Here is a 16,626-nt window from a genome sequence, read left to right on the forward strand (position 1 = left end):
TCCTACAACGGCATGCGTGCGGCGGCCAGCAGTTCCTTGGTGTACGGGTGTTGCGGCGCTTCGAACACGTCGTGGCTGGCGCCGCGCTCCACCACCTTGCCGTCCTTGATCACAATCATGTCGTGGGCCATGGCGCGCACCACGGCCAGGTCATGGCTGATGAACAGGTAGGTCAGGCCGTATTTTTCCTGCAGCTCGCGCAACAGCGCCACCACTTGTTTCTGCACCGTGCGGTCGAGGGCCGAGGTGGGTTCGTCCAGCAACATCAGCGCCGGCTTGAGCACCAGGGCGCGGGCGATGGCGATGCGCTGACGCTGGCCGCCGGAAAACTCGTGGGGGTAGCGATGCCGGCTGGCGGGGTCGAGGCCGACGTCCTTGAGCACCTGGATCACTTGCGCATCACACTCGGCCAGGCTGCACGGCGCATGCACTTCCAGGCCTTCGCTGATGATCTGCTGCACCGACATGCGCGGGCTGAGGCTGCCATAAGGGTCCTGGAACACTACCTGCATCTGCTTGCGCCACGGGCGCATCTGATGGTGGTTGAGCGACTCGAGCGCCACGCCCTGGAAGCGGATGCTGCCAGTGGAATCCAGCAGGCGCAGGATCGCCTGGCCCAGGGTCGACTTGCCCGAGCCGGACTCGCCGACGATCCCCAGCGTCTTGCCGCGCTGCACGCTCAGGCTGATGCCGTCCACCGCGCGCAGGTAGGTCTTGCGTTGGAACAGCCCGCCGCCGAGGGGGAATTGCACGGTCAGGTCATGCACCTCCAGCACCGTTTCGCGCGCTTCGCTGCACACCGGTTCACCCGACGGTTCCGCGTCCAGCAGCAGTTGGCTGTAGGGGTGTTGCGGCGCGGTGAACAAGGTCTCGCAGTCGGCTTGCTCGACGATCTCGCCGGCATGCATCACGCACACCCGCTGGGCCATGCTGCGCACCAGGTTGAGGTCGTGGCTGATCAGCAACAGCGACATGCCCAGGCGTTGCTGCAGGGATTTGAGCAGCAGCAGGATCTTGCGCTGCACGGTCACGTCCAGCGCCGTGGTGGGTTCGTCGGCGATCAGCAGTTGCGGCTCGCAGGCCAGGGCCATGGCGATCATTACCCGCTGGCGCTGGCCGCCGGAGAGTTGGTGCGGATAAGCCTTGAGGCGTTCCTCGGGTTTCTGGATGCCCACCAGCTCCAGCAGTTCGAGGATGCGCGCCTGCGCCGCCTTGCCGCCCAGGCCCTTGTGCAACAGCAGGGTTTCGCCGATCTGCTTTTCGATGCTGTGCAGCGGGTTGAGGGAGGTCATCGGCTCCTGGAAGATGATGGCGATGCGGTCGCCGCGCAGCTTTTGCAGGGTGCTCGCCGATGCGCCGATCAGCTCCTGGCCACGGTACTTCACCGAACCACGGGTTTCGGTACCGGCTTCGGGCAGCAGTTGCAGGATCGAAAGGGCCGTTACCGACTTGCCCGAGCCCGACTCGCCAACCAGCGCCAGGCACTCGCCAGGGCGCACGTCCAGGCTCAGGTTGCGTACCACGGACTGGCCGCCGAAGGCGACGCACAGGTCGCGGATCTCGATCAGGTTGTCGCTCATACGCACTCACTCATGAACGGGGGTCGAAGGCGTCACGCAACGCCTCGCCGATAAATACCAGCAGCGACAGGATCAGCGCCAAGGTGAAAAAGGCCGTCAGCCCCAGCCACGGCGCTTGCAGGTTTTGCTTGCCCTGGGCGATCAACTCGCCAAGGGACGCGCTGCCCGCCGGCATGCCGAAGCCGAGGAAATCCAGGGCGCTCAAGGTGGAAATCGCTCCGGTCAGGATGAACGGCAGGTAGCTCAGGGTGGCGGTCATGGCGTTGGGCAGGATGTGCCGGCGAATGATCTTGCCATCGCCCAGGCCCAGGGCCCGCGCGGCCTTGACGTATTCCAGGTTGCGCCCGCGCAGGAACTCGGCGCGCACCACGTCCACCAGGGCCAGCCAGGAAAACAGCGCCATGATCCCCAGCAGCCACCAGAAATTCGGCTCGACAAAGCCCGACAGGATGATCAGCAGGTACAGCACCGGCAGCCCCGACCACACCTCCAGCACGCGCTGGCCGATCAGGTCGACCCAGCCGCCGTAGTAACCCTGCAAGGCGCCGGCGGCAATGCCGATGGACGCGCTGATCGCGGTGAGCGCCAGGGCGAACAGGATCGACACCCGCGCCCCGAAGATCACCCGCGCCAGCACGTCCCGCGACTGGTCATCGGTACCCAGCCAGTTCACCGCCGACGGCGGGCTCGGGGCCGGGCGGGTCAGTTCGTAGTTGGGCGTGTCGTCGCTGAACGGGACCGGCGGGAACAGCATCCAGCCGCCGTCCTGCTTGATCAGCTTTTGCACATAGTCGCTGCGGTAATCGGCCTGGAACGGCAACTGGCCGCCGAATTGCTGCTCGGTGTAGCGCTTGAACACGGGGAAATACAGCTCGTTCTTGAAGCTCAGCACCAAGGGCTTGTCGTTGGCGATCAACTCGCCGCCCAGGGTCAGGATGAACAGGCCGATGAACAGCCACAGCGACCACCAGCCACGGCGGTTCTTCTTGAACCGCTCGAAACGTCGACGGGCCACGGGAGACAAATTGAGCATCAGGCGTTCCTCGCGGCGAAGTCGATACGCGGGTCCACCAGGGTGTAGCAGAGGTCGCCGATCAGTTTTATCAAGAGGCCGAACAGGGTGAAGATAAACAGCGAACCGAACACCACCGGGTAATCGCGGGACACGGCGGCCTCGTAGCTCATGCGCCCCAGGCCGTCGAGGGAGAAGATCACTTCGATCAGCAGGGAGCCGGCAAAGAACACGCTGATGAACGCCTGGGGAATCCCCGAGATCACCAGCAGCATGGCATTGCGGAACACATGGCCGTACAGCACCTGCCGTTCGCTCAAGCCTTTGGCGCGGGCGGTGACCACGTACTGACGCGTGATTTCGTTGAGGAACGAGTTTTTGGTGAGGATGGTCAGGGTGGCGAACCCACCGATCACCAGGGACGTGACCGGCAATACCAGGTGCCAGAAATAGTCGGCGATCTTGCCCACCGTGCTCAGCTCATCGAAGTTTTCCGAGACCAGGCCGCGCACCGGGAACCAGTTCAGCGAGGTGCCGCCGGCGAACACCACGATCAGGAACATCGCGAACAGAAACGCCGGCATTGCATAACCGATGACGATCGCGGTGCTGCTCCACACATCGAAGCTGCTGCCGTTGCGCACCGCCTTGCGTATCCCCAGGGGGATCGACACCAGGTAGGTGATCAGCGTGGCCCACAGGCCGAGGGAAATGGTGACCGGCATTTTTTCCAGGATCAGGTCGGTCACGGTCGAGCCGCGAAAGAAGCTATTGCCGAAATCCAGCCGCGCGTAGCTCTTGAGCATCAGCCACAGGCGTTCCGGTGCGGGCTTGTCGAAGCCGTATTGTTTTTCGATGTCTTTGATCAGTTTCGGGTCCAGGCCACGGCTGGCGCGGGAGCCGCTGCTGAGACCTTCGCTGGCGGAACCGCCGATGGCACCGCCGCCGATGCCTTGCAGGTGGGCGATGGCCTGTTCCACCGGGCCGCCCGGCGCGGCTTGGACGATCACGAAATTGACCAGCAGGATGATCACCAGCGTCGGGATGATCAGCAGCAGGCGCCGCACGATATAGGCAAACATCAGCGGGCTCCCGGGTGGTTTTTCAGCGCGGTTTTCATTTGTTCGTTCGTCAGTGGCGTGGGGCTGACTTCCCACCAGGTTTCCAGGGCTTCGTCATTCTTCGCCTCGATGGCCGGGCGACCGAAGCGGTTCCACCACGCCGCCGAGGTGCCGGGCGGGTAGTAATTGGGAATCCACAGGTAATTCCATTGCAGCACCCGGTCGAGGGCGTGGGCATAGGTGAGCATCTGCGCCTGGGTGTCGGCTTTGACCAGGCCCTTGATCAGGCTGTCGACCGCCGGGTCCTTGAGCACGATGTAGTTGTTGGCGCCGGGGTCGAACGCGGCGGCGGAGCCGAAGTAGTTATACAGCTCCATGCCCGGCGAGGTGGTGACCGGGAAACCGGTGACGATCATGTCGTAGTCCCGGGTCATCAGGCGGTTGACGTACTGCGAGGAGTCGATGCGGCGGATGTTCAGGGTTATTCCGATCTGCGCCAGGTTGCGCTTGTACGGCAGCAACAGGCGCTCCAGGCCGGCCTGGGCATTGAGGAAGGTGAACTCCAGCGGCTCGCCTTCGGCGTTGACCAGCTTGTCGCCGTCGGGTTTCCAGCCTGCTTCCTCGAGCAGCGCCAGGGCTTGCAGTTGCTTGTCGCGGATCATGCCGCTGCCATCGGTGACCGGCGCCTTGAACACCTGGGTGAACACCTCGTCGGGCACCTGGCCGCGCAGGGGTTCCAGGATCGCCAGTTCTTCCGGGCTGGGCAGTTGGGTGGCGGCCAGTGGACTGTTGGAGAAAAAGCTCTGCTGGCGGATGTACATGGAGCGCATCATCTGCCGGTTGGCCCATTCGAAATCCCACAGCATCGCCAGGGCCTGGCGTACGCGGCGGTCCTTGAACACCGGGTTTTGCACGTTGAACACATAGCCCTGGGCCGGTTGCGGCATCTCTTTGGCCAAGTGCGCGCGTTGCAAGCGTCCGTCGTCCAGGGCCGGGCCGTTGTAGCCGATGGAGTAGCCGGTGGCGGAGAACTCACGGTTGAAATCGTAGGCGCCACCGCGCAGCACCTGGCGCGCCACCTCGGTGTCGCCGAAGAACTCCAGGCTCAGGTGATCGAAGTTGTACAGGCCACGGCTGACGGGCAAGTCCTTGCCCCACCAGTTCGGGTCGCGGGTGAAGGTGATGGTGCTGCCGGCGTCGATTTTGCTGATCTTGTACGGGCCGCTGCCCAGCGGGGCTTCGTAGCCGCCGCCGTTGGCGAAGTCGCGGGTTTTCCACCAGTGTTCGGGGAATACCGGCAGGACGGCGATATCCAGGGGCAGGGTGCGGTTTTCGTTGCTGGAAAAATCGAAGCGCACCTGGCGCGGGCCTTCGACCTCGACGTGCTTGACGTCGGCGAACACCGTGCGAAAGCGCAGGCTGCCCTGGGTCATCAGCAGGTCGAAGCTGTAGCGCACGTCTTCGGCGGTGATCGGCGTGCCATCGGCGAAACGTGCCTTGGGGTTGAGGTAGAAGCGCAGCGACAGGCCGTCGTCGGCGCGGTCCATCTTCTCGGCCACCAGGCCGTAGACCGTGTAGGGCTCATCCAGGGAGCGCTGGGCCAGGGGCGAATACAGCCAGCCGTCGACCTGGGACACGCCGATGCCTTTGTCGATATAGGGCAGTACGTGGTCGAAACGCCCGATCTCGATGGCCGAACGCCGCAGGCTGCCGCCCTTGGGGGCGTTGGGGTTGGTGTAGTCGAAATGGCTGAAGCCGGCGGGGTATTTGGCCGGTTCGCCGTACACGGTCAGATAGGTTTGCGGGGCCGCGATCACAGCGGTGCTGGCCAGCAGCAGGGCCAGGGTGGAGCTAAATAGAGTCGAAAAAGCCAGTCGCATTATCAGCCTTGAGCGCCGGGAGGAGAAGAATAGGGCTTTGTACGCTAACGGCCAGAGCATCGCCAGTCATCCCATGCACAACGGCCCACCAAAAGGCGGGCCGTTGTATGAAGCCTCAGCGCGGACTGGATCAGTCCTGGCGGCTGGTGACTTCCAGCAGGTGATAACCGAACTGGGTTTTCACCGGGCCTTGCACGGTGTTGACCGGGGCGCTGAATACGACGGTGTCGAATTCTTTGACCATTTGGCCTGGACCGAACGAACCCAGGTCACCGCCTTGGCGGCTGGACGGGCAGCTGGAGTTGGCTTTGGCGACTTCTGCGAAATCGGCGCCGCCTTCGATCTGGGCTTTGAGTTCGTTGCACTTTTCTTCAGTGGAAACGAGGATGTGGCGGGCGGTGGCTTTGGCCATGGGGATTAACTCCTTGAGTGAAAAGGGTGAGCCTACCGGATTCAGGCGGTTATTTCCTGGCAAAGTTCCGCGAGGGGGGGGTGAGGGCGATGTGCGGAGCTTTTGTGGCGAGTGAGCTTGCTCCTGTGGCGGTCTGACAGGTTGCTGGGGACCGAGTACATATCCGTTATTGAGGTCACGGCGGCTTAGGGTTCCGCTCTTACAGCGGGTCACTTTGGAAAAGCCCCAAAGTAACCAAAGGGCTCTTGCCCCACCACTCGGCACCTCGCTAGTGCTCGGTGTGCCCGAACGCAGGCTTGAATCCGTGGGCCGCCGTCATGGGCCATCCATGGCCCAGGACGGCTAACCCGGCGTCCTGCCGGGTTACCCACGGATTCAAACCTGCGTTCGGCCAGCGTGGTTGATGGGGCGTCTGAGATCAAAGTCAAAAGCAGAGCAAAAGCAGAGCAAGAGCTGGAGCTGTAAGCGCGCGCCGGATTTGGCACCGCTTAGCGAGACACTTGGCATAGTGCATCTAAGGCAGTTTTGACGCGTTTTAGCGGAACAATTGGCACCGCGCCCCTGCCGCGGATTTGCACATAAGCTTCAGACAGAGTCATCAGGGGAGACGGGCCAGCTTATATCTACCGGGAATGCCTCTTGGCCTTCGATTCGATTCAGCTCAATCCGGTAAGCCTTCCATAGCGCCAGACGACTCACCTCTTCGTCAGTAGCCCCGCCGACCTCTACCGCGTCTTGCAAAGGCCCCATCCGGTTTGCAGCAACTGCCAGAAATTGGTCGCGCTTGACTTTAGCTTTAACTGCAAGCTCTTCCACGCTGGGCGGTGAAAGCACTAATGCTGGGGGTTCGACCTTAGAATAAACCTCATTAGAGAATAGGTCCGCAGGCCCACCAACCGAACGCCATCCGAACTCACCATCGTTACGCACTGCAAAACCACTCATACATCATCCTCCCAGCCGCCTAGCACCAAACCAGAAGCTCCTGCGTTTGACGCATAAAAGATATATCCCCGTTCGGGCACCATTTCTCCGCTGGCGGCAACATGCGTGGCGCCAGCAGAAGCCCCCTGACTAAGATGCAAAGGAGATGCACCAATAGGTGTATAAATCACGCCGTAATGTCCGGGATTTGGCGCCGCAATCAACGAAGAGTTCGAAAGGTAGCCATATAGCGTGAGCGAGATTTTTAAGGCTGTAGGCGGGACAAACGCTCCCAGCGCTACCGGCACAAAGGTCGGAGGATGAGATGGATTCCCCTGCACACCGCTTACCATACCTGGCAGCGTAACGACGTTGGTTGCAGCAGCAGGACGAATACGAACAAAACGATTCCACTGCGTGTATGACAAAGGAAACTTATTTGCACTGCTGTCAGTAAAAAACGAGCTAAACCGGCTTGCGATATAACCAGCGGGCAGCACCGGCTCGTATGCAAAACGCAGGTTGTCCGAAGCCGCCGTCGCTAATGCCGAATGGCTTGCAGTTATTTGGCTGGCCGAGTCAATCGACTTGATCGTCACACCCCAGGGGAACAACGCGCTGCTGAACTGCATGCCAACACGCATAGAGGCAGTACTGGGTAGGCCAGTGATAACCGGGGAACCTAGCGTGGTGGATCCCAATAGCACTGGCATCAATGCTGCCGTGGCTGCAACCGACTCTCCGTTTGTTGCAACCCATGCACCGTAACAGCTTGAAGGAGCCACGACCCCAACATCCAGCCCGCCCAACCCACTACTCTGCATATTGAGGCTTTGTTCAACTCGACCCACAGCCTGAACGGCACTCCCACTACCTATAACGAGCTTCTCAGCTTTCAAAGAGATAACTGAATTGGTTCCAGTAGCCCAAACTGATAGCTTTTGATGGCGGCTAAAGATAGGAATCGCTTTTAGTCTTCCAACCTCCAGGGCTAGCAGATCCTCAACCTCTGCCCTGGAATACGTAACCCCTTTAGAATAAGCATCAATGATGCCGTACCCTGCCAGGCTCGTCGCTTTTGCAGCCTTGCTAGCAAGTGCGTTAGTTACGGTAGTGGCGAAGTTAGGGTCATTGCCCAAGGCTTCAGCCAGTTCTTTCAAGGTGTCGAGTGCGGCAGGCGACGAGTCAACGAGGTCAGAAACCGCCTTTTGGATTGCAGTTGCTGTCTCTGTTTTGGTGAACGCATCGGTGATGCCAAAGCCGCTAACGGTAGTCGGCTTGCCCCCGAGCTTTGCCCAGGTAACTGCGGCGAGCTGGATAGCCTGAATCGCCTTAAGTACCTGAGAATCATCACCAGGCACGATGGTCAGACCACCACCTAACACAAGATTCACCAACTCCCGCTGAATGGCGTTCAGCCACTCGGCAGTGATGACCGTGGCATCTACACCAGTGCCTGGCTGCCCCTTTGTGAACTCCTTCGCACCATTCGCAGTGCTGGTGCTATCTCCGATTTTCTGCATCAGTTGTCTCCATAGCCAAATAGCAAAATGGACTCAGCCGGTTTCATCTGGCTAAGTCGGCACTCAAGTGATTTGTTGCCCCAGGCAGCTAGCGGATCACCAGCAGCGGACATTCCCGCAACGGCATAGCTGACGGTCACTGCGGGGGCATTGACCCGCCACGCGTAGTTCCAGTCGCCGCCATAGATGGCGTCGCCCGCTCGCGCAATGCCCGCACGGGCGGGCCGAAAGGTAGTGATGGTAATGTCGTAGCCGAGAGACTTAGCCAGGGCGATGAAAAAGGATTTGCTCTGACCGCCACGGGCTTGCAGCTTGCTGACAACAGCCTGGACGCGCTGGCGGACGGACTGCGCCACGCCGAAAAGGCACGGGTCCGGCAAAGCCAGCACACGCTCCCAGTCAGCCAGTCCCATGCCTGAGTCAGCAAAAATTGCGCTGTAAACCGCCTCGGCCTGCACGTCCGATTGGGTCAGAGCATTAGCCTCAGCCTCAATGGCGGCAGACAGCAGCGGCGCCGTGCCGTCGTAAGAGACGGGAGGCAACAGCAGCCGTAGCTGATCTGCTAGAGCAGTCATTCCAGCAGGCCCAGAGTGATGGTGCCTGGCCGAATCCAACCGACCAGAAGCGGATCGTCAGAAGCTTTGACGTTGCCCACGGGCTCTGTAACAGATCTGTCAATGACACCTGCCAGGTTGTTGATCATGGCTTCTATCTGCGAGCGCTTGAGTGTCTCGCGTGGCTTCATTGCACCCAGCAGCGCGTTGTAACCGGCCTGTGCAGCTACCTGCACATCTGCCAAGGTGTAGCCGTCGGCCACTTCAACCAGTGCAATGGAGTCGACGCTCCGTATGGTTGGGGCAAAGACCCATACGTCCGCAATGACTGAACACAGGCTCAGCACGTGTTCCTTACATAGAGCGATGACCTCGGCAGAAGGGTTGCCGGTGCTGGCGGTGATGACCAGGTCAACGGTGCCGCCGCCTCGACGGCCAGGCAGGACCAGGGCGTCAGCCACGCCATCGACCTCTTTAGCCCAGCGCTTGAAGTCGTAAACGGTGCCGCCCGCAGGTGGCGACTGAATGATGTCGAGCAGTCGGGCGAGCAGCGACTCGGGCTTCTCCTGATCCTCGCCACCGGTAGTTTCTCCGATGAAACTAGCGGTGGCGTCCATGCCCAACGGCGGGCTGGTGAGGACCAAGTCGCCGGTCAAACCGTTGAGTGAGGCACCCACGGTTTGAGCCCTAACTTGGACTGTCGCGGTGCCGTCAGTGCCAAGTATCGCGCTAACCAGACTATCGAACTGTTGCCCTGTCGTGCGATGGGTCAAGGTCGAGCCTTGTAGCAGCTCAACACCTTGAGTGCCCTTCAAATCCACGGTGCCAGTGGCCGCGACCGGTGCCTTGAGCGGAACACCACGAATGGCAGCGGCATGCACCAGCTCTTCCTCATCGGCAGTGTCCGGGAATATCTGGCGATAGGTCCAGGCCAGCTTCTGATATAGGCCTTCGATAGTAGCGGCAATGGCCGCAGACCGGATGTAGTGGTCGCTGTCGGTACCGATGTCGGCTTCATCGTTGAGCGCTTTAATGTCCCGCAGAATGCCTGCCAGGATGGTCTCAAGATTGGGAGCGGAAAAGGCCATGTCAAATCACCCTTACAGGTTGGCGAAACACCTGCGGATTGCCGGTGGCGTCGATGATGTCGATTTGCAGCGTGAGCCAGCCGTTATGGGGCTGCTCGGCAGTTATGGTGATCGCCTTTGCGCGGCCGTCGTCCAGCAGAGGCTTGAGCGCTTGCTCGGCGTATTGCTTGGCAAGGATGCCCACCCGAGGGAGGTCTTTTTCGCGGCGGAGTTCGTGCAGGCGGGAGCCCAGGTTGGGATCTTTCCACCAGGTTCCGAGGGGGGTCATAAGGCGTACGTAGACGGCGTTTGCCAGCGTTTTTATACGCTGGCCCGTCAAGTCGCCTGTAGTTGGGTTTATGCCTGCGTCCATAGGCTGGCATGTTGTCGCGCAGGCGCGATCAGCTGAGTATCAGCGGGGTTTAAGAATGTCAGGCGCGTTTAAGTGTTACTGGAGTGGTTTGGGTGGTGGACCCGATGGGTGCGCATGCTGGTTATACAGATCGCGATCTGCCTGCATAGTCCGTGTATGGTCGGCGATCTCGGCATCAGCCTTGATACTGCCCTCTACATGCTGATCGCCTGACATCTCCACCATGGGCGTCTCAAACCGCACCTTGTTCTTGACCTTAAACACCAGGTCATCAGTCACGACCTCAATCAGCCGACCACGCTTCATATGCACGTAGTCGCCCTCGTCGGTATAGAGCGATACCTCACCGTCCTTAAGCTGGAGCCGATACCGGCCGTCCTCACTGGCGACCACGACACAATGACTACTGTTACCTCCGATGGGGATCACCACGTACTCGGCACCAGGCAGTGGTGCAGAGCTGAAGCCATAGTGCTGGGCCAACTCTCCCGACACGGACTCATCCGCCAGGCCCTGCATTTCGACGCCAATCAGCGCCCCATGGGTGTTGCTGACTGCCGTAGCACGGAATGCCTGGCGAACCCTGCTCATCACCTTCCACACCTGGTCGCGCACCAGTTGCGCCATAACGCTCATCAGGCGCCCCTAATAATTTGAATTATGGCTGCATCCGGGTTGGTCTTGCCTTTGTGTTTTTTCACCTTGTTACCGTCCAGCACCCACATTTTGTCTTCACGCAAGCGCAACTCAGTGATAGCCCCTTCGCCACGGGCCAGGCGCAAGGTGCGAGACATCAGAAAGTAAATGTCATTCAGTCCATGGGGCTCACTGCGTACGATGACGCGCTGCCCTGGCGTCCACACCTGCCCGTTGTCAGCCCTATGGCCTTTGACTACGGCGCGGATCTCGAAGCCCTCCAAGCGACTATCAGACAAGAGCTTACGAGCGCGAGTTGTTGCCATGTCCTGGTTTTCGCTGGAGCTGTCTACCACCACCCTGGGGCGGAATATTCCACGACGGGCCAGCGTTTCGTCCTGGACCTGGGAGCGAAGGTGCGAACGCTTGGTGTCCAGCCCATCATTGGCGTATTGACCATGCTGGCCCAGGACGGTGATCTGGCTGTATCGGTTGGCAATGGACCGGCGCACGCTTAGGCGCTGCACGTTGTTGCCCACACCGTCTTCGCGCATCACAAGCGCACCCACGGGCGCAGTAGTGTAGTCCGGCCCGCCGATGATCAATCGGCCGTCCGGTTCCACCCAGGGCCACAGGCCATTGGCCTCGGCGACCTGGAGCAAAGCCTCCCAGGCGGTTTGTCCTGGTTCAATTTGGACACGGCGGCGGGTCTTGGCCTGTTCAGCGCGAATCTCGACCTGGTACGCCCCCAGAGGCTTCACCACTTGATCGAGAATCTGCGCCAGAGTCGCCTCACGCATGGACACGAAAGGCGACGAGCAGTCCACCAGCGGCGCCGCCCGATCACGGCCGTTGATACGCATCGAGATGCCCTGACGCGAAACGTCATGTTCAAACTCGTCAATCTGGCCGGTGAGCACCCGATCACCATCCAACGTCAGCGAGCAGGTAGCGCCTTCCTTAATCACATCTGGCAAGCGAGTGGCGTTCTTGGTGTGAAGCTCTAGTTCAAAAGCATCGGCCGGGGTCAGCAGGTCGGACTCGACTGACCAGCCGTCCCAGGTGTCGTGCGCCAGGCCTCCAATGGAGAGCCGGATGGACGGAACAGGATCATTCAGCGTAAGCACGCAGCACCCTCCCGGCAGGAATGTTGTGAGGCGTTTTAAGGTCGGGATTGAGTCGGATCAACTCGATAGCGCGCTCGTGATCACCATACCAACGGTGAGCCAACAGACGCAGGCTGGCCGGTGATTCGACCTCGCGCTCAGTCATCGGCGGACTCAACAGGATGACTTGGCGGGCACGGGCCTGGATCAGTGCGGCGGTATTGCGCAAGGCCTCAATCACCGGCAAGGACGTTTCCACGTCGAACAAACGGCGATGCAACAGGATGGCGCCCTGCACCAACGAGCGTACCAGGTTAACCAGGCCCTCCAGCTCAACCGGGCTCAACGTTGGTTTTTTGCTTTCGTCCTCGATCACGATGGCAACCGCCTGAGCATGGGCTGCGGCCAGTTCAGTGATGACCAGGACGACCAGGGAAAACCCGCTGGCTTCGACCGGATCGTCGGGCATGCGGTCAGGCATAAGGCTCGCGTCCGGTGCAACACCCTGCCTGGCACTGATCAAAAAGGCGTTGGCCGCCCGCGCCGGGTCAGTGGTCAAGCTATCGCCGCCCGGCATCGTTGCTGGAACTCCAGCACGGGACAGCAGCGCCGCCGAGGTACTGGGCGTGTTGTCCTGGATAGAGCTGCGGATCTGCATCGGCGTACGGAACAGGTCAACCAGGGGATCGAATGCGGCCGAAGGATTTCTCGCCATGGAGATGACGCCGGACACGACGCCCAGGATCTGGGAGCGCAGCTGCTGCACGCGCAGGAATATACCCGGCAAGCCCAGGGCCTTTTCGATCAGGCCCACCCAGCCGCCACCAATCCACGACTGAATCTCGCTGACCAGGGAGTCGATGCGACCAAACAGGTCAAAGACGCCATCCTGCCAGCGGTACGCATCTTCTTGATCCAAGACGCCGATGTCGACCAACTCAAACTGCCGAGCGAAAAATGGCAGGTCAGGCGTGTCCTCGACAAACATCAGGGTGACCTGGGCGGAGTCTGGATTGTCCGCGTCATGCTTCACATCGACGTTGTGCGAGACGACGCTCAGGCTTCCATAAATCGGGTGGATCAGTTCACCAGGGCCACGCTGACCAAGAGCAACCAAAAGATTCTGTAGCTCAATCTCGTAGTTAACGCCATAGACGATGATTTGCATGGGAAAGCGACGAGCGCCCCGGCCCAGGTCGACCACGCTGTCACCGTCCTTAAAGGGCGTGCCATGTTCCGACAGTGCTCGTTGCCATTGAAGGTTTTCCCCAACGACCTGGAGCGGCACCCCTCGAAAGGATGCGTCCAGTAAGGTTTCTGCCCAGCTCATCGGCCGCGCCTCATTTGGATATCGGTTCGTCGTTCGACCTCGGCCTGGATCATGTTTGAATCCATGCGCAGTTCGATGACCAAGGGTTGATCAAGCAAGCGTTGTAGGCGAGCTGCCGCCGCTGGGGTTTCTGCCCCTGCGTTGATGGCACGATTAGCGATACCTGACGCCCACTGATTGGCGCCGTCGATTGGGAGGCCTGCGGCTGTCATGCCGGTTTGCTGGTGCGCCAGGCGTTGGGCTTGAGACGACAACCAGTCCGAAGTCTGGTTTGGGTTCTGCCCGGCCAGGTCCATGCGGTTCTGGTAGAAGGCTGTCTGATAGGTGCGCTCGCCATCGTTCAATAGTTTGCTGCGCATGGCGGCATCTAAACGGCCTTCGTCTGTGCCTGTCGTACTCGCGCCCGCGATTTGAGTGGCGGTCGCCCCAACCGCGATAGGTCCCAGCCAAGGAGCAATGAAACCACCGGTCTTCCCTTTGCCTGCCGTTGTACTGTTGGGCAGATCAGGTAATCCACCACCGAGAGGCACGCCGCCCGGCCAGTTTGTGACGAACACCGATGTAACGCCCGTCGCTTCTTCCAGGACCTTGCCCACAGCGATGTTTTTCAATGTCTCAGGCCCACCCATGAACTTATTCAGCAATGCACCTGCGCCAGATTTGGCACCGCGAGCGGCATAGTAACCACCGACACCAAGAGCAGCGCCACCAGCCAGCATTTGCGCGCCAGACAAGTTCAGATCGTCCAGCAGGTAGGAGCCCATATCGGCAAGGCCCTTATTCAAAGGCGTTGCCATACGGTCCATGGCTTCGGCCAGTGTCGCCTTCATGCGTGCGGCAGCACCACTGCTACTTTCCGTGTTCTCTTTCAGGTCTTTGCTGTAAATAGGCTCAGCGTTACCCAGCGTTTTAGCACCTGACTTTAAGTCATCCAATCGGTCGCCAGTTAACATACTGCGCCAGCCACGCACAGTGTCCTGATCCATACCCTTGAAAACAACGCCCATGAACTTGGCGCGCTGCTCATCGTTTTTCATCGCTTCATACTTACGCTTTATTTCGCCGAAAACCTCTTCCGGATTACGTGAGCTTTTATCTTTGTTATAAAAATTAACGCCCGTTACTTTAGCAACTTGATCTCTATATTGCTTATTGCTGAATACGCGCAAAGTGGACTCGGCTAACGTTCCAAGCCTATCGGGTTGTAGTTCAACCTTGGAAAGCGATTCCGTGAATGCCAAAGCTTGCTCGATTGACATGCCAGCTGCCGCTGCGGCCCCACCGATTTTTGGAAACAAGTCAGACAAGTTTTCAAGCTCAGCATTACCAAGCCTTCCGGCGACTGTCATCTTTTGAAGCAGATCAAGCGCGGCACCGTCTTTATTCAGATTAATGTTGAATGCGCCAGATGCAGCAACAACTGCTTTACCTAAGATTGCTGGGTTTGCACCTGTAATAGCATTAGCCTGACCGATGGCATCGCCAGTTATCTTTGCCGCATCGTAGTTCACACCAGACGCAATAAGCGTATTGAATCCAGTATCTACATCTGAACGACTAGCGCCGTAAGTTTTAGCGATTCGCCATCCTTCCTTATGCCACTCATCTTTTTCTTCATTGGTCATGCCCGCTGTCTGCTTGGTACGGATTAACACGCGCTCCAGGTCGGAGTTGGCTTTCAATCCAGCAACTACGCCGACTCCCACACCGAGCCCGGCAAGTTTTCCTTGCATGCTGCCGCCCAGGCCCTTGATGCGGTCGAACTCTTGACGCACGCCCATCGCGATAGTTTTCAAGGTGCGCAGACTACGACCGCTGTTCTGCGCCATGCGCCGGAAAGACGCCTCTGTCTTGTCAACGCTCTGACGCAAAGGCTGCACGCCTTGCCGGTCGGTACTCTGCAACTCGGTTTTCGCATCGCGGGCGGCCTTGCGAGCAGCGTTGGCCATATCCTTTAGTTCGGCGGTGGTCTTGCTGACCTCGATGCGCGTACCAGATCCAGCCGTGGCTGTTTCGCGCATTGCTGCACGGATGACTTTATAACTGTTGGCCCCGACCTGGCCGACCTTACTGATGGCCGAGGAAGCCTTCCAGCTTTCATCGGCCAAGGACTTGGCGCCTTCCTTACCCGCTTTGCGTAGGTCGCGGTTGATCTGCTCGATCTCCCGTCGACTGTTGCCTGCATGGGCTTGGAAACGAAGCGCGACGCGCAGATCGGACATGAACAACTCCCAGTAACGGTCTTACAGGAACAGGAAAGGCCCGGTACCGAGCCTATCTTTTGGGTTTTGGCAGTGGCTTGCGCTGACGCTGACTGACATAGCGGGTGCCTTTGACCTTGCCTATGATCAGATCAATACGAGCATCGATCTCGGCCCTGGTCATCTGGCGCAGCTCTTCTAGCCGGTAGCCGTGGCGGACGAAGGCGTGTTCGATTCGTCGCCAGTCGGCGTTGCCGCGCTCGGCGGCGCGAGCTTTTTTTCCAGTTCGGCATCGGCGTCAGCAATGATGGCCAAGTCACTTTCGGTCAAGTCGCCCAAGAGCAACTCAGTAGTTATCGCTTCGGTGGGAATCTCGCCTAGGGACAACAACTGGCGGCGATAAACTTCCAGCATGATCATTTGAAACGGTGCGCCTGGGTGCAGCTCCTGCGCGGCGACCAAATCACCGGCAACAGGCACACGCAAGGTGAAGGTCTTGTGACGCAGGCCGGAGTAATACACGCCCATCTGGAGTTCGCCGGTGATGCTCAGGCCTTCCCAGCGCTTGCTTGAATGCTCAGTCATTGCATTACTCCGGGTAATAGTTCAGCGCGGCGATGGTCAGATCGCGGGTAGCTTCACCTTCGACCTGGTACTTGCTACCCATTTCCATCAGGGAGCAGCCGGTCCATGTCTGGCGCTTGCTGCCGCCGTCCTGCGGATAGATGGTCAGCTTGGCATCCATCAGAGCGCGCCAATCCGGCTCGCCGGTTTTCGGGATGGGTACCGAGATTTTCAGCTCGTGTTCCTCAATACCCTTTGCCGTGCCCGAAGGTCGGCCAGTGCGGTTCATGGTCTTGACCACCTTGCGCCCGGTTTTGAGGCTCGGCTCAATGCTGGTCACCTCATAGTCGGTGCCGTTGATCTCCAGAACGATCTGCCCTACATAGTTATCAGCCATCTAAAA

Annotated in this window: 16 protein-coding genes; all 16 read right to left on the reverse strand. The window is 59.6% G+C overall.

Features of this window, described 5'->3' with window-relative positions:
- Positions 1–2: 2 nt before the first annotated feature.
- Positions 3–1,580: an ABC transporter ATP-binding protein gene (locus tag BLR63_RS05910; protein WP_010564630.1), complete on the reverse strand. Its 1,578-nt coding sequence runs from the start codon at positions 1,578–1,580 to the stop codon at positions 3–5.
- Between the two features lie 10 nt (positions 1,581–1,590).
- The gene (locus BLR63_RS05915; protein WP_010564631.1) at positions 1,591–2,613 is read right to left on the reverse strand and encodes an ABC transporter permease; all 1,023 of its coding nucleotides are present in this window, start codon (positions 2,611–2,613) and stop codon (positions 1,591–1,593) included.
- Complete coding sequence (locus tag BLR63_RS05920) at positions 2,613–3,674, reverse strand: microcin C ABC transporter permease YejB (RefSeq protein ID WP_010564632.1); 1,062 nt, start codon at positions 3,672–3,674, stop codon at positions 2,613–2,615. The genes BLR63_RS05915 and BLR63_RS05920 overlap by 1 nt, the downstream gene beginning before the upstream one ends.
- A complete protein-coding gene (locus tag BLR63_RS05925) occupies positions 3,674–5,533 on the reverse strand; it encodes an extracellular solute-binding protein (RefSeq protein WP_010564633.1) in 1,860 nt (619 codons plus the stop codon). The genes BLR63_RS05920 and BLR63_RS05925 overlap by 1 nt, the downstream gene beginning before the upstream one ends.
- Before the next feature lie 130 nt (positions 5,534–5,663).
- Entirely contained in the window at positions 5,664–5,945 is a 282-nt protein-coding gene (locus tag BLR63_RS05930) for a peptidylprolyl isomerase (protein WP_010564634.1), read from the reverse strand.
- A gap of 585 nt (positions 5,946–6,530) precedes the next feature.
- Positions 6,531–6,890 (reverse strand): tail fiber assembly protein, encoded by a 360-nt coding sequence (locus BLR63_RS05935; RefSeq protein ID WP_010564635.1) that lies wholly within the window; start codon positions 6,888–6,890, stop codon positions 6,531–6,533.
- The gene (locus BLR63_RS31775) at positions 6,887–8,392 is read right to left on the reverse strand and encodes a hypothetical protein (RefSeq protein ID WP_010564636.1); all 1,506 of its coding nucleotides are present in this window, start codon (positions 8,390–8,392) and stop codon (positions 6,887–6,889) included. Before BLR63_RS31775 ends, BLR63_RS05935 begins: the two co-directional genes overlap by 4 nt.
- The gene (locus BLR63_RS05945; protein WP_010564637.1) at positions 8,392–8,967 is read right to left on the reverse strand and encodes a YmfQ family protein; all 576 of its coding nucleotides are present in this window, start codon (positions 8,965–8,967) and stop codon (positions 8,392–8,394) included. The genes BLR63_RS31775 and BLR63_RS05945 overlap by 1 nt, the downstream gene beginning before the upstream one ends.
- On the reverse strand, positions 8,964–10,034 hold the full coding sequence (locus tag BLR63_RS05950; protein ID WP_010564638.1) for a baseplate J/gp47 family protein: 1,071 nt from the start codon (positions 10,032–10,034) through the stop codon (positions 8,964–8,966). Before BLR63_RS05950 ends, BLR63_RS05945 begins: the two co-directional genes overlap by 4 nt.
- Before the next feature lies 1 nt (position 10,035).
- Positions 10,036–10,302 carry a phage GP46 family protein gene (locus BLR63_RS05955; protein WP_231998138.1) on the reverse strand — a complete coding sequence of 89 codons (267 nt, stop codon included), beginning with the start codon at positions 10,300–10,302 and terminating at the stop codon, positions 10,036–10,038.
- Between the two features lie 159 nt (positions 10,303–10,461).
- Positions 10,462–11,022 carry a phage baseplate assembly protein domain-containing protein gene (locus BLR63_RS05960; RefSeq protein ID WP_010564640.1) on the reverse strand — a complete coding sequence of 187 codons (561 nt, stop codon included), beginning with the start codon at positions 11,020–11,022 and terminating at the stop codon, positions 10,462–10,464.
- Complete coding sequence (locus tag BLR63_RS05965) at positions 11,022–12,149, reverse strand: phage baseplate assembly protein (protein WP_010564641.1); 1,128 nt, start codon at positions 12,147–12,149, stop codon at positions 11,022–11,024. The genes BLR63_RS05960 and BLR63_RS05965 overlap by 1 nt, the downstream gene beginning before the upstream one ends.
- Entirely contained in the window at positions 12,133–13,458 is a 1,326-nt protein-coding gene (locus BLR63_RS05970) for a DNA circularization protein (protein WP_010564642.1), read from the reverse strand. The genes BLR63_RS05965 and BLR63_RS05970 overlap by 17 nt, the downstream gene beginning before the upstream one ends.
- Positions 13,455–15,680, reverse strand: coding sequence for a phage tail tape measure protein (locus tag BLR63_RS05975; RefSeq protein ID WP_010564643.1), 2,226 nt, complete (start codon positions 15,678–15,680; stop codon positions 13,455–13,457). The genes BLR63_RS05970 and BLR63_RS05975 overlap by 4 nt, the downstream gene beginning before the upstream one ends.
- Positions 15,681–15,857: 177 nt before the next feature.
- Positions 15,858–16,244 carry a hypothetical protein gene (locus BLR63_RS05980; protein ID WP_010564644.1) on the reverse strand — a complete coding sequence of 129 codons (387 nt, stop codon included), beginning with the start codon at positions 16,242–16,244 and terminating at the stop codon, positions 15,858–15,860.
- 4 nt (positions 16,245–16,248) lie between these two features.
- Complete coding sequence (locus BLR63_RS05985; RefSeq protein ID WP_010564645.1) at positions 16,249–16,620, reverse strand: hypothetical protein; 372 nt, start codon at positions 16,618–16,620, stop codon at positions 16,249–16,251.
- Positions 16,621–16,626 lie beyond the last annotated feature (6 nt).

This window comes from Pseudomonas extremaustralis, assembly GCF_900102035.1.
Lineage (GTDB): Bacteria > Pseudomonadota > Gammaproteobacteria > Pseudomonadales > Pseudomonadaceae > Aquipseudomonas > Aquipseudomonas extremaustralis.